We start from the raw sequence: 26,487 nt of genomic DNA on the forward strand, positions 1-26,487 counted from the left end.
ATAAAATAAAAGTATAACTAATTACATTTGCTATGAAAGTTCATGAATATCAAGCAAAAGAGTTTTTTGCTAACTATGGAGTTCCTGTAGAGCGTGGAGTAGTCTGCCGAACACCAGATGAAGCCGTAGAAGCATACAAAAATTTAGGTGTAGAATTAGCCGTTGTTAAAGCACAAGTACACACAGGTGGCCGTGGTAAGGCTGGTGGTGTAAAGTTAGGCAAAAACGCTGAAGAGATACGTACACACGCTAGCAATATCCTCGGTATGGATATAAAAGGCTTCATTGTGGACCGAATCCTTCTTTGTGCAGCTGTTGATATTAAATCAGAATATTACGTTAGTATTCTTCCAGATCGCCAAACAAAATCTGCTATATTTATGATTAGCCGTGAAGGCGGTATGGATATTGAAGCTGTGGCAAAAGAGACACCTGAGAAGATTGCCAAAATAGCTATAGACCCTGTAGTGGGACTACAAGATTACAAAGCTCGTGAAATAGCTTTCAAACTCTTTGACGACAAGAAATATGTAAACCAGGCTGTTCCTTTGTTTAAAAATCTATATCGATTATTTGTAGAGAAAGATGCATCGTTAGTAGAAATCAACCCACTTGTTATTACTGGAGATGACAAACTATCAGCAGTAGACGCAAAGATGACATTTGACAACAATGCGCTTTTCCGTCATCCTGACGTGTTTGAGCTTTTTGAACCTACTGAAGAAGAGAAAAAAGAACAAGAGGCAAAAAACAAAGGCTTCAGTTATGTAAACCTTGGAGGAGAGATTGGTTGCATGGTAAACGGTGCAGGGCTTGCTATGGCTACTATGGATATGATAAAACTCTATGGTGGTAATCCTGCTAACTTCCTTGATATAGGTGGAAGTTCTAATCCAACAAAGATAGTTGAAGCTATGAAACTTCTTCTTTCAGACAAACATGTGAAAGTTGTTCTCATTAATATCTTTGGTGGTATAACCCGTTGCGATGATGTGGCAAAAGGTTTGATAGAAGCTTTCAAACTAATTGAGACTGATATGCCTATCGTTATTAGACTGACAGGAACCAACGAAGCCGAAGGAAGAGAATTGCTAAAAGGTACAAAGTTCCATGTTGCTACAACTATGAGCGAGGCAGGACACATGGCAGTAGACCTCTGTAAATAATTTATTTTACTTTAAAACATCAAGAAAAATGAGTATTTTAATTAATAAAGATACACGCCTTATAGTACAAGGTATTACTGGTCGCGATGGTAGCTTCCACGCTACAAAGATGAAAGAATATGGTACTAATGTGGTAGGTGGCACATCGCCTGGTAAGGCTGGAGAAGAGGTCGCAGGTATTCCGGTGTTCAACACTGTTCGCGATGCTGTTGAAGCAACCAACGCTAACACATCAGTTATCTTCGTTCCTGCTGCTTTTGCAAAAGATGCAATGCTCGAAGCTGCCGATGCTGGTATTAAACTAATTATATGTATTACTGAAGGTGTACCTACACTCGATGTTGTTGAAGCATATCGCTATATCCAGATTAAAGGTGCACAGCTTATTGGACCTAACTGCCCTGGATTAATATCTCCAGGAGAAAGTATGGTTGGTATTATGCCAACAAATATTTTCAAGAAAGGACATACGGGCGTTATCAGCCGCTCAGGAACTTTAACTTATCAGGTTGTAGCAGCACTTACAGCCGAAGGACTTGGACAATCATCGGCTATCGGTGTTGGTGGCGACCCAATTGTTGGTCTCTATTTCCAAGAATTGCTCGAAATGTTCCAAAACGATCCTGAAACAGACAGTATTGCTATCATTGGAGAAATAGGTGGCGATGCTGAAGAACGTGCTGCAGAATATATTAAACAATATGTTACAAAACCTGTTGTTGCCTTTATTTCTGGTAGAGAAGCACCTAAAGGCAAACAAATGGGACATGCTGGAGCCATCATTTCAAGCAGTTCTGGTACTGCCGCAGAAAAAGTTGCAGCATTCGAGGCAGCAGGTATCCCTGTTGCGCGCGAAACACACGAGATTCCTATACTACTAAAACAGAAGTTAGGAAAATAAGTAACACCGCTTCAATTCTCATTTGATAATAACATTAAACCGAAGGTATGTCTATTTAATAATGGACATACCTTTTGTTTTTACTTCAATCCGTACACAATAAGAACATAGCAAAGAATGGTTGTAATATTCTGAGGAATAGGGAGATTGTAAAGTTGTAGCTTGTTATGAAATATAAGCTGCGAATACCAGATATCTACAACGCAACAGACAGATATCTAAAACAAACGTTACAGACGTCTGAAAGAAACGTTACAGATATCTGAAAGAACTTTTACAGATATCTGAGACAAAAGTAACTGTATCTACCCACCTTTTCTACGCATCTAAGACATTCTATTTAATTTATAAGTAAACACTACTATTGCTTTCAATAGAGTTTACGTTTACATCTAATAGCAGTCTTTTACAGTCGGGAAAAGTCATAAAACATATATACAATATGTATATAATAACTATAACATTTCCGCATTCTTTTTCCTATTCGTATATAATTATTTACTATAAAGGAATGAACATTTGGCAAACGCTATAAAAAAATATAACTTTGTTGGCGTATTTAGATATACACAGAAATTAAAACAAATAATAAGAAATATAAAACTATGAAAGAAAACAGAAGAGAACTAAATCGTAATTTAGCACAAATGCTTAAAGGCGGTGTTATTATGGACGTTACAACACCTGAACAAGCTCGTATAGCCGAAGCTGCTGGAGCATGCGCAGTAATGGCATTAGAACGTATTCCAGCCGATATCCGCGCTGCTGGTGGTGTATCTCGTATGAGCGATCCTAAGATGATTCGTGGCATTCAAGAGGCAGTTAGCATTCCAGTAATGGCAAAAGTTCGTATTGGCCATTTTGTTGAAGCACAAATTCTTCAAGCTATTGAAATAGATTATATAGACGAAAGCGAAGTACTTTCGCCAGCCGACGATGTTTATCATATTGATAAAGATAAGTTTGATGTACCTTTTGTTTGCGGCGCTAAAGACCTTGGCGAAGCATTACGCCGTATTGCCGAAGGAGCAACAATGATTCGCACAAAAGGCGAACCAGGCACAGGCGATATTATTCAGGCAGTACGCCACATGCGTATGATACAAACAGAAATGCGTCGTCTTACATCGCTTGGTGAAGATGAACTATACGAGGCTGCAAAACAGCTCCGTGCACCATACGAATTAGTGAAATACGTTCACGATAACGGCAAACTTCCAGTTGTAAACTTCGCTGCAGGTGGTGTAGCAACTCCTGCTGATGCAGCTCTTATGATGCAATTAGGCGCTGAAGGAGTGTTTGTTGGCTCTGGAATTTTTAAATCTGGCAATCCAGAAAAACGTGCTCGTGCCATTGTACAAGCTGTTACAAACTACAACGATGCTAAAATGCTTGCAGAATTGAGCGAAGACCTCGGTGAAGCAATGGTAGGAATAAACGAAAACGAAATAGCTGTTCTAATGGCAGAACGTGGCAAATAATTCAACTATATATGAAAATTGCCATATTAGCTCTGCAAGGAGCATTTGCCGAACACGCAAAAATGATGCAGCAACTGGGGCACGAAACTTTTGAAGTGCGCCAGTTGGCTGACTGGAACAAACCTAAAGATGGTTTGATTATTCCTGGTGGAGAAAGCACAGTAATGCTAAAATTGCTGCACGAACTAAGCTTATTTGAACCGATAAAGAAAGATATTGAAAGCGGATTGCCTGTTTACGGCACGTGCGCAGGGCTTATATTGCTATCGAAAGAAGTAGAAAATGCAAAGAGTTCGTATGCGCGTTTTGCAACAATGAATATTAAAACTTGTCGTAATGCATACGGCAGACAAATGGGAAGCTTTTCTGTTAATGCACAAATGAAAGGTATAGAAGTCCCCATTCCAATGACTTTTATACGAGCACCTTACATAGAAAATGTGGGCGAAGGAGTAGAAGTGCTTGCCGAAGTAGACGGACACATTGTAGCTGCACAGCAAGGAAAACAGCTTGTTACAGCTTTTCACCCCGAATTAGGGACAGATACTCGTGTTCACGAACTATTTTCCAAGATGCTGAAATAAGAGAAAAAATGTTTTTTAAACTATCTCATACAAATTTGAGAAATAGCAGTTTGAATTTCAACAGATGTTTTTAGTCTTCAAATAAGCAATTGAATTGACTAATAATAACAAAGGCGGCCTCTTTAAAAGAAGTCGCCTTTATAGTATCTTTCTAACAATTCGCTTTATGCATTTACAGCATCAGCAAGTTCAGCTCCTGGTTTAAATTTAGCAACTTTCTTAGCAGCGATTTGTATTTTCTGCTTTGTAGAAGGATTAATACCTTCGTGTGCAGGGCGTTCTGTTACAGAGTAAGTACCAAAACCCACGAGCTGTACTTTATCACCAGCTACGAGTGCATCTTTAATAGCGGCAGTCATTGCGTCCAATGCTTTTTTTGAGTCAGCCTTGCTTAAGCCCGCTCCAGCTGCGATTCTTTCGATTAATTCTGTTTTGTTCATAATCTTTGAATTATTGTTTAATATTTTATAAAAACTGTTCTAACGTCTTTGCAAATATACTTGTTTAGTTTCATAAAACAAACAAAAAGGCAAAGAAATCTAAACTTTAGCCTAAAAAAAGAGCGTTGTTACGCTATTTCTTGCTAAGAATGCAGAAAAATTCGTATTTTTGCAAGTGTTTTATGGAAACAATTGGAAGTTTAGGAGTTACGATACATTCTTCTTACGAAGACAGAAATATTGGTAAATGCTTTGCTTCGCATAACATAGAAGGATATAAAGGTGAGGTGAATAGAGTTATTTACTACCCAGACAGAAGAAGTGCTTATTACTGTTTCACCCAGATTCCTTAGATTTCAATAACCAGTATAATTAATCATATACTCAGGAATTAAAAGGATATACATTACAGAAGCATCAATGCACAACATAAGTAAGTATCGCCCGTTATAATTAGCACCTATAAGACATTAAAACAATAAGAAAAAAACAAAACATAGAATATGCGCAATATACCAACAGTTACAAAAAACTTACTCATTCTTAATATATTAGCTTTTATTGCTGGTATTATGCTTAGCAGAATGGGTATTGATCTTAACAACATCTTAGGACTTCATTTCTTTCTTGCCAACGATTTCCATCTTTGGCAAGTTATAACTTATATGTTTATGCATGGCAGTTTTATGCACATTCTTATGAATATGTTTATGCTGTGGATGTTTGGTATGGTGATGGAAAATGTGTGGGGACCAAAGAAGTTCTTACTTTATTATATCGTAACTGGTATTGGTGCTGGATTATGCCAGGAATTAGCACAATATGCAAACTATATGGCAGAAGGCTTAAATAGATACCAATATTTGGCTACCGAAATGGGACGAATACCAATGGAAAACTATTTAAACCTTTGGACAACCGTAGGTGCATCGGGAGCAGTATATGGTGTGCTATTAGCATTCGGACTTACATTCCCAAACGAACGTATGTTTATTATTCCAATACCAATTCCTTTGAAAGCAAAATGGATTATTATGGGCTCTATTGCAATGGAGCTTTTCTCTGCAATGAGTACTACCAACGATGGAGTAGCACATTTAGCACATCTCGGAGGTATGCTATTTGGATTCTTACTTATTCGTTATTGGCGTAAACACCCTTATTCTGGAGGAACCTTTGGAATGGACAAAGGACATCAATTCTTCGATAATATGCGCCATAATTGGGAGAATAGATCTCACCGTTCTGGAAAAGATAATCAACAGACAAATGATTATAATTATCGAGCAAATACATCATCTTCACAACAAACACAACGTAAAGAAAATGATTGGGACTACAATGCACGTAAGAAAAAGGAACAAGAAGAAATTGATAGTATACTTGATAAAATAAGAAAAAGTGGATACGATAGCTTAACAAAAGACGAAAAGCAGAAACTTTTTGATAGTAACAAACAGTAAAACATCTATAAAAAGGAAGAAAACTACTAGAAAGATATGCTCTACAAGGTTAAAGACATTGTCTATAAACTTGTCTCGGTTGCCAATATCGTTGCAATCATTCTTCTATTCCTTATTGGAAATGTAGATAAACTACAACCAATTGCTCACCCATGGTTAGCAAACTTTGGATTAGGGTTTCCTATTGTATTGGCAATTAATGTACTCTTTATTATATTTTGGGTGATAGCACGCCCAAAAAGAGTTTGGCTACCTTTATTAGGACTCATCATTTGTTATGCACCCATTCGTAAATACATTCCACTTAACATAAAGAAAGAACCCCCTGTAAGGTCTATAAAAGTACTATCTTATAATGTTTTTATGTTCGCATTGTGGGATTTTGAACCACAGAGCTATAATCCTATAGTCGATTACATTATAAAAAGCAACGCAGATATTGTCTGCTTGCAAGAGACAGACGCCTATGGTAAACAGCGAGATTATATTTACAACACTCTTGCAAAGGCTTATCCTTATCACGATTTTGTGAGTATGCCAGCTCCGGGACATCAACACATGATGTTGTTGAGCCATTATCCTATCGTAAAAAAAGAACGAATAATGTATAAATCGGAAGGAAACATAAGCTACGCCTACATTATAAATTATAATAATCAAGAAATATTAGTAGTCAACAACCATTTTGAGAGTAACCATTTGAGCGAAGCTGATAAGCGAGGATATAAAGAAATGGTGCGTTCGCCATTTGAAGGAAGAAACACGAAGATGGAAAGTAAACGCATTTTAGATAAACTTGGTGAAGCTGCCATCATACGAGCACCACAAGCAGAAGCCGTAGCTACTTATGTTGAGAGATACTTGAAAAAGAAAATACCTGTAATTCTATGTGGTGATTTCAATGATAATCCAATCAGTTACACCCATAATACTATTGCGAAGCAACTAACAGATGCTTACATAGCTAGTGGGAATGGGCCAGGTATATCGTACCATCGAAGTGGAATGTATGTACGCATAGATAATATTTTTTGCTCAAACGACTTTGAAGCATACGGTGCAAAAGTTGATGATAAAATACCTACTTCCGATCATTATCCTATATATGTATGGCTAAAATATCGTCCAAAATATTAAAAGGAAGCGAATAAAAGCGCTTAAATTTTCCGAAATGTGAAAAAAATAACTATCTTTGCACGTCTATCTATCCCTGAAAAGGAAATAATTAAAAATAAATAAATAAAATGCAAAACAAAGGATTAGTAATTTGTGTTGCCGTCTTGCTGACGCTCGCAAGCATTTTCTACTTGTCTTTCTCTGTAGCAACAAGCTACTATGATGGACAAGCTGCGAAGATTAAAGACCCTATTGCACGACAGGATTACAAGGATTCTGTAAAGTATTTGGGCATTTATCCGTACCAAAAGTGTTTAGAGACACAAATTGGTTTGGGTCTTGACTTGAAAGGTGGTATGAATGTTATCCTCGAGATTTCTGTACCTGATGTAGTAGATGTACTTGCAGACCATAAGACCGATGCAGCTTATCAAAAAGCAATGAAGGAAGCTAAAGCACAAGAAGCTACAAGTCAGAGCGACTTTATAACACTTTTCGTCGACAATTTCCACAAAATTGCTCCAGGAAGAAAACTTGCAGAGATATTTGCAACACAGCAATTGAAAGGGAAAGTTAGTACACAAAGTTCCGACAAAGAAGTTGAGAAAGCTCTACGCGAAGAAGTTGCTGCTTCTATCGATAACTCTTACAATGTCGTTCGTAATCGTATCGATCAATTTGGTGTAGTTCAACCAAACATTCAAAAACTCGAAGGACAAGAAGGACGCCTAATGGTGGAAATGCCTGGTATACGTGAACCTGAGCGTATGCGTAAGTTATTACAAGGCTCTGCAAACCTCGAATTTTGGGAAACTTACAATAATCAAGAGATTGCACCTTACTTAACACAACTTGATCAGCGTTTGGCAAATGGTGAAACAAAGGCTGAAAGTAAAGATTCTGTAACAAACGCTACAAACAAAAAGCAAGTTACAGAAAAGAAAACCACAACTAAACTTTCGCTAAAAGACGACAATATTGGCGAGAACATAGGTAGTAATGCACAGATGGCTGCCGCAAGAAAGGAACATCCATTACTTTCTATTCTGCAACTTACCCCTGGCGATGCATTGAGTGTTGTTGGTTATGCAAGCGTTCGTGATACTGCTGCCGTAAATAAGATTATCTATAGCAAATTAGCACAACAAGTTCTTCCTAGCGACTTACGTCTCCGTTGGAGTGCAAAACCTGCTGACGGCTTAAAACAAAAGAATATATTTGAACTCCATGCGCTTAAAGTTACAACATCTGATGGTCGTGCACCATTAGAAGGCGATGTAATTACAGATGCTAAAGACCAGTTTGACCAATACGGACGTCCAGAAGTTAGTATGACAATGAATTCTGATGGTGCTCGTCAATGGGCTGCTATTACAAAAGCTAATCTTGGTAAGGCTGTAGCTATTGTGCTTGATGGACTTGTTTATACGGCACCACGCATCAATTCAGAAATTACAGGTGGATCATCATCAATTTCTGGTTCATTCACCATTGAAGATACAAAAGACTTGGCTAATACTTTAAAGTCTGGTCGTATGCCTGCTCCTGCACGTATTGTACAAGAAGAGGTTGTTGGTCCTACACTTGGTGCACAATCTATTCAACAAGGTCTTTGGTCGTTTGCAATTGCTTTCGTACTCTTGATGATCTATATGGTTATAATGTACGATGTTATTCCTGGTATGTTAGCTAACTGTGCTTTGCTTGCCAACTTATTCTTCACATTAGGTATTCTGGCATCATTCCAGTCGGCACTTACTATGCCTGGTATTGCGGGTATCGTACTTACACTTGGTACTGCGGTCGATGCAAACGTACTTATTTATGAACGTATAAAAGAAGAAATGCGAGCTGGAAAAGGCATAAAAGATGCATTGCAAGCTGGTTATAGTAATGCTTTCTCTGCTATTTTCGACTCTAACTTCACATCACTCATTACTGGTATCATTCTTCTTGTAACGGGAACTGGTCCTATTCGTGGTTTCGCTACAACATGGATTATTGGTATTGTTTGTTCATTCTTCACAGCAGTATACCTAACACGTATTGTTTTCGAGAACCGTTTAGGTAAAGACAAGTGGCTAAATCAGAAGTTCTATACTTCTATTAGTAAGAACTTGATGCGCAATATGCATATTAAGTTTATGAGTTTCTATAAAACTACATTTACAATATCAGCTATTGTCGCAGTTGTTTTCCTTGTTAGTATCTTCTTTGTAAGAGGTTTGAGCAAGAGTATCGACTTTACTGGTGGACGTAACTATGTAATCACACTTAACAAAAAAGTACACGTAGAAGATGTTCGTAAGGTTTTAAACAATGCGTTCGTAAATACCACAGGCGAAAATGCAGGAAAACCAGCAACAACAACTGTTATTGCATTAGGTACAGAAGGTAATACTATTCGTGTTTCTACCAACTATAACATCGAATCAAACGACCCAGCTGAAGACGATCATGCAGAAACAGTTCTCTACAATGCATTAAAGAAAGGTGGTTTTGTTAGTCAGGCAAATGTAGAAAAGTTTAAAGATCCAGATATACGCGAGGGAGGTTCTATCATTAGTTCTTCTAAAGTTGGTCCGTCTGTTGCTAAAGATATCACTCACGGAGCTATCCGAAGCGTTGCATTAGCATTGATATTCATCTTTATTTATATCCTTGTACGTTTCCGTAATCTTGGTTTCTCAGTTGGTTCTGTAGTAGCATTAGCTCTCGATACATTAATTGTTATCGGTTTCTACTCTATTTGCTATGGTTGGATAGGGTTCTCTCTTGAAATAGACCAGACATTTATTGGTGCTATTCTTACCGTGATTGGTTACTCTATCAACGATAAAGTGGTGGTATTCGACCGTATCCGCGAGAATATGAAGCTACATCCAAAGCAAGATTACCAAACATTATTCAACGATTCTATCAATCAAACATTGACTCGTACAATTAATACGTCGTTCTCAACATTAATCGTATTGTTGTCAATATTTATACTTGGTGGCGATAGTATCCGTAGTTTTGCATTCGCAATGATACTTGGTGTATTCTTTGGTACTTTATCTTCTATCTTCATTGCATCTCCAGTAGCTTACTTAGTATTGGGCAAGAAGACTGAGAACCGTCTAAAGAATAAGTCAGAAAAAGAATAAAGTAAACAGAATAAATCTTTTAAAAATAGCAGTTGCAATATAAAGGCAACTGCTATTTTTTTATATCCATTTGTAAAAAACTTATTTCGTTCGCAAAAGAAATATAGTCTTGCGAAGTCAAAAAATAGCGTTTCAATCATACATTTCAATGTTCAGCCCAAATAATTCATTTGGCAATAACATCGTCATAATGTGTTAATACTATATTGGAACTTCTTTATAGCTCTCATATTTATACCAATCATATTGCTTACCATTCTCATTTGCTATAGTCTGCTACACCTCGTTATTATTTCAATCCATCTACTCAACAACAAAACAGAACTTTGTGGAATACTGGCTTAATTGTTTCTCCATTTATTACGTGTACAGCCAATTTCCAGCCAATAGAATAATATAAGTGGAGCTGATATTTGCTATTCATTTCATAACAACAAAAGAACTACAAACACTCTATTACCAAATTATTTGCAAACTCTCTATAGATGTAAAGATTGACTATTCCCTATATAGCGGATTGTTTTCTTTGATTAATATCAATTATTACTGAATTATATAACATCTTATTATTCTAATTTTTCTATTTAAATAATATTTATTAATTTTAAACCCAATCAATAAAGCAATTAATTTATATAGGGCGAAAAGAGAACTTAATATAACCCTATTATACATATATTGCATAAATAATGCGCACTTTGCTTCGATGGTTTTTAATGGAGATAATAAGAAAAGAACTTTCTGAAAAGAATTTTAGAGCAATAGCAAATTTAATAATGGACTCAAAAAATTATATACTTCCGCAAATGCAGATAATAAATACTTTTATTCATTCTGTTCGTATCACCACAATATTGTTTGTACGAACTCTTTTTGGCAACGTGTCTTTAAATTAGACTTTTTTGCTATATTTCCATATATACTAAAAAAGGTGTAAAGGAAAAGTAATATAAACATAGTAGAGCATAACAAATAAAAAAATAGATAACCAGGATATTACAACTACGTATCCATAAAAATAGATTATATGAAAGTAATAAAAAGAATGTCGTACAAAGAACCTCAGTGTAGTGTAATATGTATAAAGACAGAATCTTTATTAAACAAAGCGAGTGGTAATGCTGGCTCTATTCAGCCAGGTCAATCTGCAGGAGATGCAAAGCAAAATAACATTTGGGACGATATGGAAGAAAATTCATAAATAAATTTTTCAGAAGGTAAACAAAGGGATAACAAATAAAAAATGAATATGTCTATGAAAAGAACAGCTCTAAGTATAGTGTTACAAACAATAAGTTGCAGTTTTTTAGTTTTACTTCTTACTACCAGTTGTACGAATGACGAAACAGAACAGGTAGAAAAACAAGCAGAAAACAACATATCTACCAATGGAATTGTATTCGCTGGTTTTTCACAATCAGATACAACTACGCGTACAGCTATCTTTGATCACACCAAAAATGCAGGTGCTTCGGTGAATTGGAGTAATGATGATAAGATTTGGGTAAAGGATAATACAAACAATTGGCAACAAAGTGGACAAGTAACTTTTCCATCTACAACGAATAAATCAGAAGGAATGTTTGCACTTTCGGGGGCATATACAAAAGCATCACATAGTGTAGTTTATACCAATAAACCTATTTCAGGTACAAATATACAAGTAGAAATTAAAGCAGAACAAAAACAATCGGCACCAAATAACTTTGATCATGCAGGAGTTTCTGGCGATTGTGGTGTTGCTATCGCTCAAAAAAGTAGCAACGGTTATAGATTTACACTTAGCCATAAGGCTTCTTATCTTTGTTTTATTCCTCGTTCGCATAATTCTTACGTAAACAAAAGTAAGTTGATTAAGATAGAAATTATGTCAGATAACAATATTGCAGGAACTTACAAAATGACAGAAAATGGAAATCTAACTTTCGATTCAGATGGTTCAAAAACAATTACAGTTACCACAGAGTCTGGTTTTGACATAAATGATGCTACAGAAAATATGAATAAAAATGCTGTCTATGCTGTAGTTGCTCCTGGTATACATAGTTTTCGTATTAGATATTGGCTTCGCAATACAGAAGATTGCCCATCAGGACCAATAGAGGGGACCGTTTCTAAATATGTTACACTTAATTGTGTTGCTGGTGCAATGAATGATATTACTGCAAATCTCAATCCCACTGATTACGATGGCGACCATTATTATATGTGGGACGCAAAACAACAATATTGGTATGGCTACGAATGGACAAAGAAATTGGCAGAAGGCACTGGACAGACAACAACTTCACTACAAAATCCTGCCACTACTTTCCCTGTCAGCGGAGATCAACGCTATTATAACGAAACTTTCCCAGGCTTCCATATAAGTAATTCTGCTATTCAAGATTCCACTAAAAACCTTCCAAACGTAAACGAAATGACCTGGTATGCAATGAAAGGAGACCCTCGTTGGGATGATGATGAACTATGGTCGGCTATGGGACATTTATATAAAGGCGGTATGTGGTTCTATAAAAAAGATAATATAGCTAATTATAGTAAAACTAAAGCATACGACAACGTAAACTATTGCAATATAAGTAAAGAATGTACCAATGATAAATTGGAAACTGGTCTCCCATCAATAGCTAAAGCAAAACAATATTTCTTTCTCCCAGCTTTAGGAAATTACCTTTCTGGTAGATTAAACGCTATTGCCTATTATGGTTTTTATTGGTCTTCAAGTGGCAATCCAGAAGATAATGGCTATGGTGCTTATGCGTTGTACTTCAATTCTACAAAAGCTTTTATAAAAATTGCCAGCCGTGGTTATGGATATAGAGTACATAAGTTTGAGTAAGTTTCACTATAATAACATAAAAAAGCCCTCTTTACCTTTAGGTAGAGAGGGCTTTTTTGTTCTATTTAGCCATTAAATCTAAATCAGCCATAAAATTCGAATAGGCTGTTGCATTAGTTTCACCTAAAACAGGTAAGACATTTTATAACCAGAAAACACAATTAGCGCACAATATGTATACTTGTCAATTGTTTTCCATTTTGGTTATAGGCTATAACAATGTAATGTCCAGATGGAATGTTGTGTAACGATACTCGTTCCTGAATATTTTTATATTGTTCTACGCACCGTCCGTCTGTTGAATATAAAACTATTTTAGCTACAAATGCCGATTTATAGATAGTAGTTTCGGCACTGTTATAATATAAATAGTTGTTTACAGCATTTTGTATTTCATTAATTTTTGTAGTAGAATTTGCTATAACTTTCCACCCATTTTCAGTTGCTTTTATTGTATTTGCATTCAATGTTCCTGGATTTTCGCTAATATCAACCACACCCCATTTCAAAGAATCTTGTTCTTCGGGCGAAACTTCTGGTGCTTTGGGGAGCGAATCGAGTAAACGAGTAAGCAAATCGCCTGAAAATTTATTTCCCACAATACTTAACGAATAGAGTTTATTTAGTGTGGTCCAACTAATATCGCCTAACAAATTGTGGTCGAGCTGAAGCATTTTTAGTTTCGTATTCTTTGTAAGGTCCAAGTTTGTAAGTTTATTGTTTCTGCAATAAAGTTCTTTTAACCGCACATTGGCAGAAAGGTTCAGGGTTTCTATAGCATTGTTGCTACATGCAATACCCATTAGCATTGTGTTTGGCAATGTTTCCAATGTTTTTATTTTATTGTTTTCTATGTCTAAAATGCGTAAACCAGTGTTTTCTTTTATGTTTATTGCAGTTAGATTATTTTTAGCGCAATAAAGTTCTGCCAAAATACTATTATTTGTAACATTAAGTGTTGCCAAATTGTTCTCACTAACATCTAATGTTACAAGTTGTTTGTTAGCTTGCAAATCAATAGAATTTAAATTATTGTTTGCACATCGCAATGACGATAAGGCAGAATTTTTGGTAAGGTCTAAACTATTTAGTTGGTTGTTGCTACAATCTAAAATAGATAGTTTTTCAAGATTACTTAAATCTAAATTAGTTAATTGGTTTTGTTTACACTTCAGCTGTGTAATTTGTGGATTAGCATTTAAATTAAGCTCCGATATTTTGTTATTTCCCATTGATAAGCGTTGCAATGCACTATTATGCGAAATGTCTAAAGCAGTAAGTTCATTTTCGTAGACAAATAAAGTCTCTAATTCTGGGTTATTGCTTACATCTATTTTATTAAGCATATTGTTGTTGCAACCCAATGTTTTTAGCACTCTATTGTGCGAAACATCAAGATTTTCTATTTTGTTTTCGCCACACGATAGTTGTGTTAGTGCTGCATTGTTGCTAACATCAATTGTGTGTAGTTTGTTTTGGTGGCAAATTAAAACGTGCAATTCTGTGTTTTTACTAACATTTAGCGCAGATATAGAGTTGTTTGCACAATACAACTGTGTAAGTGCCGTGTTTGTTTCCACTTGCAAGCTCGTTAGTTTGTTGTTGTGGCAATATAGTTCTGAAAGTTGTTTCAAATTGGCTGTATTTAATGTAGCCAAATTGTTATCGTTGCATGCCAACCATTGCAGCGAATAAACAGAAGAAACATCTAAAGTAGTGAGTTTGTTGCCACGACAATCTAATTTTTTCAGTTGGTGGCAATCGGATAAATCTATTTGAACAATGCTATTTTTATAGCAAGTCATCGACTCTATGTTACCTTTTACCACAATAGTTTGCGATTTTACCGTATATCCATCTTCATCGTTTCCGTTTAGTCCCTCAATAGTAAACGCACTATTGTTTGCAGTTTCAATATCTATATTAAATTCTTCGCCAATGTTTTTGTCGGTTTTTAACCGAATAACATCAGTCGTGGTCTGCCCCACTGCATTTTCTGTTCCAATAAATAATAGAATTACAAGCAACAGGCGGCTAAATATAGCCGAACGAAATAAATTAGTAATTGTTTTCATATATTATTTGTTAAATTATTATGCGATTATCTCGCAAAGGTAAATATAATTTATTAAACACAAATGGTTATTCTGTTTCTAATTTTATTATTGGTTTGCAAACAAAGTTTTTTTTCGCTGTTCACTATTTTCTCACACACAGTTACAATATAAGGTAGTTTGCTTTATACATTGCGTTTATACTTTTTGTAGCACTTTCAACTTTCGAGTGCAAAATAGCTTTTTGTTCTTTGTTCTCTTACTTTGCAAAACTGCATATATAATGTGTAAAAATATGTACTTTTATGGCACTTGTTATTATAACCACAAAAAAAACATTATTTTTTTGCAGAAAAATTTGGTAGATAAAAAAAAACGTCGTACTTTTGCACACGCTTAAGAGGAAATAATAATTCTGCTTCAGTAGCTCAGTTGGTTAGAGCACCTGACTGTTAATCAGGGGGTCGTTGGTTCAAGCCCATCCTGGAGCGCAAAACGAGGATAGTTTTTAACTATTCTCGTTTTTTTATACCATTTATTTATAGCAGAAAGCTAAAATTTTATGTTGTAAGGAGCCACATTCAACCATTTGTAAATCAGTTTGTTGTTCTAACCAAGAAAAAAAATAATATGAAAAATATTTTTTTTAATTAGAAAATAAAAAAATATAATAATAAATCAGAGAGATATTAATAAGAAAATTAGAGATAGCCGTAATGAGCCGTGGAAGAAACAGTTAAAATAGACAAAGTTATACATCTTCATTTCGTAAAAATATAACTCTGTCCATCTTAAAACATTCTAAATTTTGACTTTAAAAGCACACTTGCATACAACCATCTATATGCTTATTTCCGTTAATTGTAATATCCGTTAGATGTTTTTTCATTTTTTTTCTTGCATAATACTTTTATTTACCTTATCTTTGCCTTCTGTAAAAAGAATATACATTCTTTCTTTCGTCTAACTATAAGCAATAATACAAGAAACAATTTAAATTATGAAAAAAACAATTCTATCATTATTAGTATTACTTACTTGTGCTATTGGCACAGTAAGCGCACAATTACCATCGGTAACACTTAAAGACATTAACGGTAAGGCTGTTCGTACAGATACTTTATCAAATAACGGCAAGCCATTTATCATAGATTTCTTTGCAACTTGGTGTAAACCTTGCAATCGCGAATTGAAAGCTATTAGCGAAGTATATAACGATTGGCGCGAAGAAACAGGAGTAAAAATATTTGCAATATCCATAGACCAAGCACAGAATGCAAACAAAGTGAAACCACTTGTTGATGAAAATGGCTGGGAATACGATGTATTGCTCGACCCAAATAGCGAATTTAAACGTGCTTTAGGTGTACAAATGATTCCATACGTTCTTATTTGCGATGGAAAAGGAAACATTGTGTACAAACATAATGGCTATACAGAAGGGGCAGAAAACGAGTTAATAGAGAAAGTTCGCGAACTTGTTAAATAAGCAGATAGTATGAAAAAAAATATTTGCTTACTATGCCTGCTTGCCCTTAGTGCAGTAAATGCAAACGCACAAGGGCAAGACGATAACAACGATAATAAAGTTTCGGTTACTGGTAGTATACAGAGCGATATTCTTGTACCACAAGAAGATTTAAAAATAGGTTCGCCCAAATATAAAGACAAGGTACTTACAAACACTTTTCTCGATTTAAACCTGATTAGTAAGAATGTTGATGCGGGAGCACGATTTGAATTTCTAAAATATCCATTACCAGGTTTCGAACCAGACTATAAAGGCTATGGCGTACCATACTTTTATTTGAAAGGCAAATTTGAAAAGCTCGAAATTACATTAGGAAACTACTACGAACAATTTGGTTCGGGCTTTATATTACGCACTTACGAAGAACGTAGCTTAGGAATAGACAATTCTTTATTAGGTGCACGCGTGGTTTACAAACCTTATAAAGGAATTGTGCTGAAAGCTGTAACAGGCGAACAGCGCAGATATTGGGCACATAACGATTCGTGGATAAATGGTGCTGATTTAGAATTAAATCTTGGCGAATGGTTTGCTGGATTGCAAAAGAGCGATACAAGAATTATGTTAGGTGGTTCGTTCGTAAATAAATACGAAGACAACAAAACAGATAATATAATGGTAGACCGTACGCACAAATTAAACCTTCCACAAAATGTAAATGCGTGGGACGCTCGTGTACAATTGCAAAAAGGTGGCTTTAATATTCTTGCCGAATATGCACAAAAAACACAAGACCCATCGTTTACAAATGGTTATATTTACCGTACAGGAAACGTAGCTATGCTTTCTGCTTCTTATTCTCAACGTGGAATGAGTGTACTTTTACAGGCAAAACGTTCTAACGATATGGCTTTTAAGAGCAACAGAAATAGCATAGGTGTGTCTTCTTATATAAACCATTTACCAGCTTTTACACAAGACCAAACTTATGCTCTTGCTGCTTTTTATCCGTATGCAACTCGTCCAGACGGAGAATGGGCATATCAAGCACAGTTAGGTTATAAGTTTAAACGCAAAACTTTTATTGGAGGTCCTTATGGTATGAATGTAAAAGTGAATTTCTCTCACGTGCATGCCATCGACAAACATATAAATCTTACAGGTTCTATTGATAATGTAACCGCAAAAGGTTCAAAAGGTTACGGTTCTGCTTTCTTTAAATGGGGCGACCAAACCTATTATCAAGACTTAAATATACAGGTTGAACGCAAAATATCTAAGGCATTCAAGCTAAATTTAATGTATATGAACCAATTCTACAACAAAACAGTGGTAGAAGGCGAAGGAGGAATGATACATTCCGACATATTTGTTGCCGATGGTAAATATACATTCTCTCCAAAGATGAACCTTCGTGGCGAGGTGCAATACCTTTCTACAAAGGGCGACCAAGGCAATTGGTGGTTTGGATTATTAGAATTAGCAGTTGTTCCTCACTGGATGTTTACTGTAAGCGATATGTATAATTCAGGCGAAACTAAGTTGCATTACTATCAAGGGTTAGTAACTTTCAATGCTGGTGCACATAGATTGCAGGTAGGTTATGGCCGTACACGTGCCGGATTTAACTGCTCTGGTGGTGTATGTCGTTATATTCCAGCAAGCAAAGGCTTTACTGTTTCGTACAATTATAATTTCTAAACAGAACATAATATGAAGAAAATATTTCCATTAATAGTAGCAAGTGTAGCAATGTTTCTTTCGTCGTGTGCAAATGTAGACGAAGGTGACAGATATATAAAGGTAGAATCTTCTGATGCTAAACGTGCAGTACTTGTAGAAGAATTTACAGGACAGAAATGTATAAATTGCCCTGAAGCGCACGAAGAATTAACAAAAATACAAAAGGAATATGGCGAAGACAATGTTATAAGTGTTTGTATACATGCTTCTGCGTTGGCTGTTGCTCCATTAAAAACAAGTGTTGGCGAAGAATATTTTAAACATTGGAATGGCGATAAACTTCCATGTGCTGTAATAAATAGAAATACTAGCGCATTGGGTGTTTCGGCGTGGGCTGGTGTTATAAATAGTGAACTTCAGAAGACCACCACAGTTAAACTCTCTATGGCTAATAGCTATAATGCAGCAAACCGACAATTGTCTATAGATGTAAATGTGTTAAGTTCAGAAAAGCTAAATGGAAAGTTACAAGTATGGATTGTTGAAGATGGTATAGTTGCCGTACAATTGCTAAAAGGCAATAAGAAAGATAACCAATATGTCCATAATCATGTATTTCGTGCAGCTGTAAATGGCACATGGGGAACCGATATTGCTTTACAAGAAAATGTAGAAGCAAAGAACAATTTCTCTATTCAGTTAGATTCAAAATGGAACGAAAAGAACATATCTATTGTTGCTTTTGTTTATAACGATTCTGGCGTTCAGCAAGTAATTAAACAGCATTTGAATAGTTAATAGATATTTTAATTAAAAAACTAGTAAACAATGAAAAAAATATTACTCGTAGCAGCCGTATTGTTCTCTATTAGTATGGGAGCAATGGCTCAAAGTGCAAAATCGGCACTCCAGTTTGTAGACGATAAGGGGAAAGTTATACCCGACGGTTCTGTATTTGAAGTTACAGAATTAGTAACACAGGAAGGAATTGAAGAAGGTAGTATAGAGTACCTTCTTAAACCAAATTTATCGGTAAAAAATCTAAAAGGAAAAAATACTGTTGGATTGAAACTTGATTTAAAAAATATGCCTTTTGGTAAATTTGGTTGTTGCTTTGGGACTTGTATTATGCCGTTCGAAAATCCAGATATTCATATGTCAGCTGTGAAAGATATGAAAGCAAATGATGTTGAAGGTTTAGAATCTGAGTGGATTCTTGAGAAAGCTGATGCTCCTGTTACCTGGGAAGCAACAATTACAGCTGGATTTTGTAAACTAGTAGAAACATCTCCAGGTGTACAAGAAACAAAAATGACCGAGGCTGGACCTTCAGTTAAAGTTAAGTTCATTTATACTCCGACAGGTATTGCCTCTGTTAAGGACGGTAATGCAACAGTAACAGAAGTAGAACGCTACAATGTTCAAGGACAGAAAATTTCAAAGCCTTGCAAAGGAATTAATATCATTAAGCTATCTAACGGCAAAACCGTTAAAAAGTTGATTCCTTAATATGCAACGAAAAGCAGAGAAATCTGTCGTTTTATAAATTAGTCTATATATAGACAGGCATTAAAAGCCATATCTTTTTTCGATTGAAAGATTAAAGATATGGCTTTTATTTTATCTATTCCCGCGAATAAAGAATCCTTAATTTATATTTTTCAGAAATACTTCCTTTTCTTACCTGAAAATAAAGATGTGCATTTAGTTTTAATTAATTGTATCTATGGAAGAAACTTATTATATCCATAGATTTACCAGTTGAGATATATTGATAGAATGGTGCATTATATAAGTAAGCTCTTTATATATATTCACTATAAGCATATTTTTAGAGAATAAAGAAGCCGAATAAACGAAAAATATGCATTGTTCTGAAAATTATAATGTATTTTCTTGCATAATGTTTTTCTTTTTTTTACTTTTGTGGCAAGAAGAAAACAATACCTTGATAAAATCTATATAAAAGAAAACTTTATAATAAACAATTTAAAAACAAATCAGAATTATGAAAAAAATTTTACGTTTACGAGTTTTGGTAGCAGTTCTTTTTACTGCTTTTGGAGTGTCTAACAGTTTTGCGCAAAGCGATATTGACGAACAACTTGTTTTTCTTGGCATAACTATGACAAAAGATAATGGAAACAGTCTTGATTCTGAGCGCAAGTGGGTTAAATCTGGCTCTGTAAAATACGATGCCGACACACGAACCATTACATTAGACAATGCCGAAATTGTTGTTACTGCCGAGAATTGTCCTCAATACCAATCAGAAAGTGGAACATGGTACCCTGTAATTGGTACATTCCGTTTTTATTGTCCAACAGATAATATTACAGTGAAGTTAATAGGTAAGAACTCTATAACAACAACTCAAACTGGTTTTGTTATGCTTACATACCAAGAAGCAGAATCTGTGAATATTGATATGATAGGTGGAGGTAGTCTTTATATTAATGCAGGCTTAAATGGTATTGACGACAGACATAACGGTACATTTACGATAAAAGATGTTGATTCATTAGATGTTAAAGCAGCTCGATGTGGTATTTCAGGTGGATATACAAGTCGTTTAATAGTAGACAATTCAAATGTTAAGTCGGAAGCTCCATACGGAGCAATATGTTCTTTCAAGAAGTTTTCTATGAAAGGTGTAAAATGTGTTTCTCCAGTTTCTGATCCAACTGCAACAGATGAAGATAAAGAAGACCCAAACAGCACAAAAACAGTATCGTTTGAAAAAGGTGGTGTAACAAATGCTTATGGAACTCCATGGGATATTGCTATTTTGCAGCGCGAGTCTACAGCAGGCATTGAATCTAAAACAACAGTAAAAGATAATGCAAAGATAGTTGCTGTTTACGATGTATCTGGTAGATTACTTAAAGATTTACAGAAAGGCATAAATATTGTTCGTTACAGCGATGGTAGCATAAAGAAAATTATTAAGTAATGCAAAAAAGAGTTGGCATTAGAAGCAACATAATTGTTTAAGAATAATGCTAATTCGTTAAGAAGATATAAGGAAACTCATAATCTTTTTATAGTGTGTGAGTTTCCTTTTCCCAAAAAAATTTATTACCAATAAAAGATATTTGCAACTTATTAAAATGGAGTTGGAAAAGGTTTGTTGGTACTAAACAATTTATCACTATACATTTATTTTATGAAGAAAATTTTGCTTTTATTTGTGCTTTTCTCATTGGGAAATATTGTGCGAGGAAATCCCATAGGTGTAGAGAAAGCACGACAAATAGCTTTAGAATATATAAAAAATAATGGTGCATACGCTCCCAGCAAGTATGCGCAAGTGGAAAAGGTAATAAAGAAAGTGCCACTTTCTACCAATGCTTACTACATATTTAATGTAGGACAGAACAATGGATTTGTAATAGTATCTGCCGATGATAATATGCAAACGGTTTTGGGACATTCTAAAAACGGAACATTCAATGAGAAGAATATCCCAGACGGAATGAAATGGTGGCTAGAATGTTGTCAGCGTTACATAAAGTTTGTTGCTAATAATAAGCAGCAAGCTGTATTGGCTACAAACGAAAAGCTGAAAGATTTGCCCGAATTAGTAGAAACAAAATGGAATCAAACAAATCCTTATAATCTTGAATGTCCAAAATTCGATGAAGGATATGCTGCAACGGGGTGTGTTGCTACTGCAGCAGCACAAATTCTGAAGTATTATGAATGGCCACAAAACGAAACTCCAGTAATTCCAGGTTACGAATCGAAAATACAAAACTACAGCCAGATACTTGAAAACCTGCAACCACGAAAGTTTAATTGGAGTGCTATGAAAAATAGCTATAAATATCAAGAAAATGCAGACGAAGTAGCTTGGCTTATGCGTTATGTTGGTCAGGCTATGAAGATGCAATATTCGCCTAAAGAATCTGGTGCAAATGTTTTGGTAAAAGCATTCAAAGATTATTTTGATTATGCTACTACAACACAAGAAATAGAACGTTCTTCGTATACAGAAGCAGAATGGCAACAAAGAATTTACGATGAAATAAAAGAAAAACGTCCAGTACTTTACACTGGTGGTAAGTTTGATGTTAATTCTGGAATTATAGGCTATCACGCTTTTGTTTGCCACGGATATAAAAACGGTAAGTTTATTATAAATTGGGGTTGGGGCGGAATGTCTGACGGTGAATACGATTTATCGGTACTTAACCCATCAATGCAAGGAACAGGTTCATTTGCTGGAGGTAGTGGTTACACTATTAAACAAGCTGTTATTGTAGGATTAAAGCCTAACAAAACAGGACAGCAGGCAGAAACTACGAATACAATATTTGTGCAAGATATAAAAGATGTACAAGATAAGTATCAGCGCACAGATAAAACAACAGACTTCGTTATAAATAAACTTACTTTGAAAGTGTTAGCTAACAATTACACACAGCAGAATATTACTTTTGGCTGGCAACTTCGCAATGCAGAAAACAAACCTGTAGAAGGTGTTGCAATTCTTGGTAAAACGAATGTTATGGATATTGAGCCAAACAATAATACATACGAATGTGTAAATAAATCGTTAGCATTTGGTAAGAATATATCTAATGGAACTTACTATCTTGTTCCTATGTTCGCTACGAATGCAGACGGCAGCAATAACTGGAATGCTTGTGCAAACTCGAGTATGTATATAAAACTTAATATTAGCGACAAAGAAATGCTTACTACAGTTTTTGCCAATAGAAGCGATATAGAATGTAAAATGCTGAAACACGAGGGACAAGCAGAAGAAAATATTGAAACTAAACTTACAGCAACAATTGCAAATAACGGCATATCTAACGCTGTAACAGTTTATATTTATGACAAAACTTCAGCGCGTAATGCAAATGCTGTTGGGGTAATGATAGATGCTAATAGAGAGAAAACTGTAGAACTACCATATACACCGCGAACAGCTGGTAAGCATTTAATAGAACTTTATGCCGACAATGCACGGAAAATAAAAATTGGGGAGATTGAAATTAACGTGAAAGGAAGCATAGAAACATCATTAACGCAAAGTGGTTTTAAAATTAAAAATGCACAAGGTAATGTTGTTATGGATAAGTTTGAATGCGAAGTTACGATAGAAAATTGGGGTAATGATACTTATCAAAATAAGATTGTTGCCATTCTCTCAGACCGTAATTCGGCAAATGTAGAAACATTAGAACAAAACGTTGAGATAAAAGACGATGAGAAGAAGACACTTACATTTGCTTTTACTAAAATGCAAGATGGTAACGAATATTGCGTGAAGCTCTATTACATTAATAAGAACTTGCAAACACGCTTGTCTTTAGCTACGCCTAAATATTACGTATTCCGTTTGAGCAATGGAATTGAGGTGATTGAGAATGGTAATTCTGATAATAGCATTGTTACTATCTATCGCATTAATGGTAGTATAGCAACACGTGTGCAACAAAACATGTTGGAACAAACTCTGAAAACAATGCCTCGTGGTGTTTATATTGTAAATGGTAATAAATATCTGAACAATTAAAAACAAAGATAGACTTTCCTATTAGTCGTGAAAGTCTATCTACAATAAAATTTAAAATAATAGACTATGAAACATATATTAATGTCGTTAATGTTTGCTTCTGCTTCTATTTCGGCAGTGGCACAAGACATACAAATACAGAATTTGCCTACTCTTTCTGAAACAGTAGCAAAGGCTAAAACACAGATAGAAACGAACCAACGTATAATAAGCGACTATCTTGAAACTGCGGGACATGGGGCAACTCCTTTTAATAATGGCGAAACAATGATAGGTTCGTTCTATTCGCAAGAAATGTTGAAACCTTTCGTTGGGTGCAGAATTAAATCAATAAGAGTGCTTTCAACAGATGCAAGTCGCATTAAAAGTATCTTTATTAGAGAAGGTAGCACTATATACGATGCAACAGAAGTAAAAACCGAAGAGCCACTTGGTAATTCTATTGACAACAATTGGTACGAAACTAAACTGAATAAGGATATAGAAATTACACCAGAAACGAAAGGATTGGCTATAGGTTATAACCTGAATAATGAAAAGCAAGGTAAAATAACAATAGGAAAGAATGGTGTAGACTCCTATAAAGGCAATATTTACACTTTCTTTGACGAAACGAACGAATGGGTAAATCGTTCTGCAAACCAACAATTCACATTGCCTGTACAATTAGTAGTTGAACCTGCTGCCGGAACTACTATGAGCGAAATTGTGGTTAGCCATATAGAAGTGCCAAACTATACTGAAGTGGGAAAACCAATAAACATTGATTACTGGATAACCAACGCAAGTGCAACGCCCATAAATAACTTTGAACTTGAAGTTAAGGTAGACAATAAGACTGTAAAGACCATAACTGTGGACCAAGAAATTAAGGTTGGCGAAACAAACAAGAAGTTCAGCATAGAAGAGATACAACCCAATATCTCTGTTGTGGGTAAACACGACCTTGCTTTGGTATTGACGAAAATAAACGGAACAGTACTTACAAACGTAAAAGGTGTAGAAAACAACCACAAAGTGCTTTATTATAAAGATGTAGTTGCACGCCAAAATACATTAGTTGAAGAATTTACTTCTGAACGTTGCTTAAATTGCTACAGAGGTGTTCGAAATATTAAAGCCTTAAAACAACGTCAGCCTGATATGGTTATGGTGGCAGTGCACTTAGACGAAACTGCATATCCCGACGATGTAGCTGCAACCGAAAGTCAGTTTCTTAAACGAATTGCAAATGTTAGCGGAATACCATCGTTTGCTTGCAACAGAGTTGCATTTAGCATAAACAAGAAAGAGACAATTGCAAATCCTAGTATTGCTGCCGAAACGTCTCCAGATGCAACTGCTATGATTGATAAGTTCTACAATTATTCAAAAGCTAACACTTGTGTATTCTCTACACTGGCTATTGCGAACAAATACGATAAGGACAACAAGAAAATTAATATAACAGTAACTGGCACTGGCGTGAACAAAGCGAAAGAACTTTTGGAAGACTATGCGCTATTTGTTCTTATTACCGAAAATAATGTAGACGGACATCAAGGCAACGAAAGTGGAATGACAGAAGAAACAAAACACCAGAATGTGTTGCGTGCATACGTCTCAGATGTAAAAGGCGATAACAACCTTATGTGGGAAGGCAATAACTTTACAAAAACTTACGACTTTGCAATACAAAACAGTTGGAAGCCTGTAGATTTAGAAGTTGTAGCATTCATTGCGCCCAAAATAAAAGAAATAGGGGCTAATCTCGAAACGTTAGCTGTGCAAAACTGCGTAAGCCAACCGCTTGTCAACGACCCTAACGCAATAGAAAACATAACTACTGTTCAGCCTATAAAGGTGGTAGAACGCTACAACATTAAGGGACAACGCATAGCTATGCCACAGAAAGGCATCAACATAGTGAAACTCTCTAATGGTAAAGTTGTGAAAGAAATAGTGAAATAATATTCTTCTACAACTGCAAATACCGTTTTGTAGAACTTCACTAACAATAAATAAAAAGTTCGCAAGCTATTTGAAAGAAGCTTGCGAACTTTTTTCTGTTTATCCGTAAACAAATTGCCTAAAGCTAGCAATCGGTCTTATCTTCTTTCTCTTTCTAAGAATGTAGACAGTGCGTGACGAATGGAGCGCAAGCCAAATTCTTCGGTGTGAATATCTTCAAGGTTTATCCACAATGCTTCTTCTGCATCATCGTCCGATTGTAGTTCTGCTTCGTTGCTAACCTTGCAAACAAAAAATGTATCGAGCGTAGGCACAATAAACCCGCTGTATTCGTATCGGTTGGGAAGAGTGGTGAAGAAATTAAACTCGCTAACTATTAATCCTGTCTCTTCTTTTACTTCGCGCATTAAAGCCTCGTTTATGTTTTCGCCAATATCCACAAAACCACCAGGCAGATCGAGTGTGCCTTTTGCAGGAGCTTTACTACGACGCAGAGTTAGCAATTGCCCTCTACTGTTAAGAATGAAAGCTGCAACAGCGGCACTCGGATTTAAATAGTATTCAAAGCCGCAACGTTTGCATCGCTTACTTTTTTCGTCTTGTTCTTCAAAACCACTACTACCACACGCTGGGCAGTATTTGAACTTATCTAATACGTGCATT

20 protein-coding genes and 1 tRNA gene are annotated in these 26,487 nt (G+C 35.5%); 18 read left to right on the forward strand and 3 right to left on the reverse strand.

What is annotated here, in order from left to right:
- Nucleotides 1-32 precede the first annotated feature (32 nt).
- From sucC to pdxT, 4 genes are all read left to right on the forward strand, one after another.
- Nucleotides 33-1,166, forward strand: a complete 1,134-nt coding sequence (gene sucC, locus DX009_RS09015) for an ADP-forming succinate--CoA ligase subunit beta (protein ID WP_115083747.1) — start codon at nt 33-35, stop codon at nt 1,164-1,166.
- Nucleotides 1,167-1,194: 28 nt separating this feature from the next.
- On the forward strand, nt 1,195-2,067 hold the full coding sequence (gene sucD, locus DX009_RS09020; protein ID WP_115083748.1) for a succinate--CoA ligase subunit alpha: 873 nt from the start codon (nt 1,195-1,197) through the stop codon (nt 2,065-2,067).
- 605 nt (nt 2,068-2,672) lie between these two features.
- Nucleotides 2,673-3,548 (forward strand): pyridoxal 5'-phosphate synthase lyase subunit PdxS, encoded by an 876-nt coding sequence (gene pdxS / locus DX009_RS09025; protein ID WP_006044134.1) that lies wholly within the window; start codon nt 2,673-2,675, stop codon nt 3,546-3,548.
- An 11-nt stretch (nt 3,549-3,559) separates the two neighbouring features.
- Nucleotides 3,560-4,132, forward strand: a complete 573-nt coding sequence (pdxT, locus tag DX009_RS09030) for a pyridoxal 5'-phosphate synthase glutaminase subunit PdxT (protein ID WP_115083749.1) — start codon at nt 3,560-3,562, stop codon at nt 4,130-4,132.
- 164 nt (nt 4,133-4,296) lie between these two features.
- On the opposite strand, the gene DX009_RS09035 is transcribed toward pdxT, so the two are convergent.
- The gene (locus tag DX009_RS09035) at nt 4,297-4,572 is read right to left on the reverse strand and encodes an HU family DNA-binding protein (protein ID WP_006044132.1); all 276 of its coding nucleotides are present in this window, start codon (nt 4,570-4,572) and stop codon (nt 4,297-4,299) included.
- Nucleotides 4,573-4,754: 182 nt separating this feature from the next.
- Between DX009_RS09035 and DX009_RS13335 the strand changes: the two genes are divergently transcribed.
- The 6 genes from DX009_RS13335 to DX009_RS09060 all read left to right on the forward strand — a co-directional run bounded on the left by DX009_RS13335 (nt 4,755) and on the right by DX009_RS09060 (nt 13,139).
- A complete protein-coding gene (locus DX009_RS13335) occupies nt 4,755-4,925 on the forward strand; it encodes a hypothetical protein (RefSeq protein WP_181792329.1) in 171 nt (56 codons plus the stop codon).
- Between the two features lie 150 nt (nt 4,926-5,075).
- Nucleotides 5,076-6,035, forward strand: coding sequence for a rhomboid family intramembrane serine protease (locus DX009_RS09040; protein ID WP_115083750.1), 960 nt, complete (start codon nt 5,076-5,078; stop codon nt 6,033-6,035).
- Nucleotides 6,036-6,071: 36 nt separating this feature from the next.
- Nucleotides 6,072-7,172 (forward strand): endonuclease/exonuclease/phosphatase family protein, encoded by a 1,101-nt coding sequence (locus DX009_RS09045; protein ID WP_115083751.1) that lies wholly within the window; start codon nt 6,072-6,074, stop codon nt 7,170-7,172.
- 107 nt (nt 7,173-7,279) lie between these two features.
- Entirely contained in the window at nt 7,280-10,297 is a 3,018-nt protein-coding gene (secDF, locus tag DX009_RS09050; protein ID WP_115083752.1) for a protein translocase subunit SecDF, read from the forward strand.
- A 1,027-nt stretch (nt 10,298-11,324) separates the two neighbouring features.
- A complete protein-coding gene (locus tag DX009_RS13340; protein WP_181792330.1) occupies nt 11,325-11,498 on the forward strand; it encodes a hypothetical protein in 174 nt (57 codons plus the stop codon).
- A 54-nt stretch (nt 11,499-11,552) separates the two neighbouring features.
- On the forward strand, nt 11,553-13,139 hold the full coding sequence (locus tag DX009_RS09060) for a hypothetical protein (RefSeq protein ID WP_181792331.1): 1,587 nt from the start codon (nt 11,553-11,555) through the stop codon (nt 13,137-13,139).
- Nucleotides 13,140-13,300: 161 nt separating this feature from the next.
- Here DX009_RS09060 and DX009_RS09065 read toward each other — a convergent pair whose 3' ends face one another.
- Complete coding sequence (locus tag DX009_RS09065; protein WP_115083754.1) at nt 13,301-15,214, reverse strand: leucine-rich repeat domain-containing protein; 1,914 nt, start codon at nt 15,212-15,214, stop codon at nt 13,301-13,303.
- Between the two features lie 396 nt (nt 15,215-15,610).
- Between DX009_RS09065 and DX009_RS09070 the strand changes: the two genes are divergently transcribed.
- The 8 genes from DX009_RS09070 to DX009_RS09105 all read left to right on the forward strand — a co-directional run bounded on the left by DX009_RS09070 (nt 15,611) and on the right by DX009_RS09105 (nt 25,824).
- Nucleotides 15,611-15,684 (forward strand) — tRNA-Asn (locus DX009_RS09070).
- Nucleotides 15,685-16,193: 509 nt separating this feature from the next.
- Nucleotides 16,194-16,682 carry a TlpA family protein disulfide reductase gene (locus tag DX009_RS09075; protein ID WP_006044119.1) on the forward strand — a complete coding sequence of 163 codons (489 nt, stop codon included), beginning with the start codon at nt 16,194-16,196 and terminating at the stop codon, nt 16,680-16,682.
- 9 nt (nt 16,683-16,691) lie between these two features.
- Entirely contained in the window at nt 16,692-18,365 is a 1,674-nt protein-coding gene (locus DX009_RS09080; protein ID WP_115083755.1) for a DUF6029 family protein, read from the forward strand.
- Between the two features lie 12 nt (nt 18,366-18,377).
- On the forward strand, nt 18,378-19,145 hold the full coding sequence (locus tag DX009_RS09085; RefSeq protein WP_115083756.1) for an Omp28 family outer membrane lipoprotein: 768 nt from the start codon (nt 18,378-18,380) through the stop codon (nt 19,143-19,145).
- 30 nt (nt 19,146-19,175) lie between these two features.
- Nucleotides 19,176-19,856, forward strand: coding sequence for a hypothetical protein (locus DX009_RS09090; protein ID WP_115083757.1), 681 nt, complete (start codon nt 19,176-19,178; stop codon nt 19,854-19,856).
- A 499-nt stretch (nt 19,857-20,355) separates the two neighbouring features.
- On the forward strand, nt 20,356-21,300 hold the full coding sequence (locus DX009_RS09095; protein WP_115083758.1) for a hypothetical protein: 945 nt from the start codon (nt 20,356-20,358) through the stop codon (nt 21,298-21,300).
- 213 nt (nt 21,301-21,513) lie between these two features.
- On the forward strand, nt 21,514-23,874 hold the full coding sequence (locus tag DX009_RS09100) for a C10 family peptidase (RefSeq protein WP_115083759.1): 2,361 nt from the start codon (nt 21,514-21,516) through the stop codon (nt 23,872-23,874).
- 66 nt (nt 23,875-23,940) lie between these two features.
- Nucleotides 23,941-25,824, forward strand: coding sequence for an Omp28-related outer membrane protein (locus tag DX009_RS09105; RefSeq protein WP_115083760.1), 1,884 nt, complete (start codon nt 23,941-23,943; stop codon nt 25,822-25,824).
- Nucleotides 25,825-25,961: 137 nt separating this feature from the next.
- Here the strand turns inward: DX009_RS09105 and DX009_RS09110 are convergent, their stop codons facing one another.
- Nucleotides 25,962-26,486 carry an NUDIX hydrolase gene (locus DX009_RS09110; protein ID WP_115083761.1) on the reverse strand — a complete coding sequence of 175 codons (525 nt, stop codon included), beginning with the start codon at nt 26,484-26,486 and terminating at the stop codon, nt 25,962-25,964.
- Nucleotide 26,487: the final 1 nt, after the last annotated feature.

The sequence above is a fragment of the Prevotella pallens genome (assembly GCF_900454935.1).
GTDB classification, from domain to species: Bacteria; Bacteroidota; Bacteroidia; order Bacteroidales; family Bacteroidaceae; genus Prevotella; species Prevotella pallens.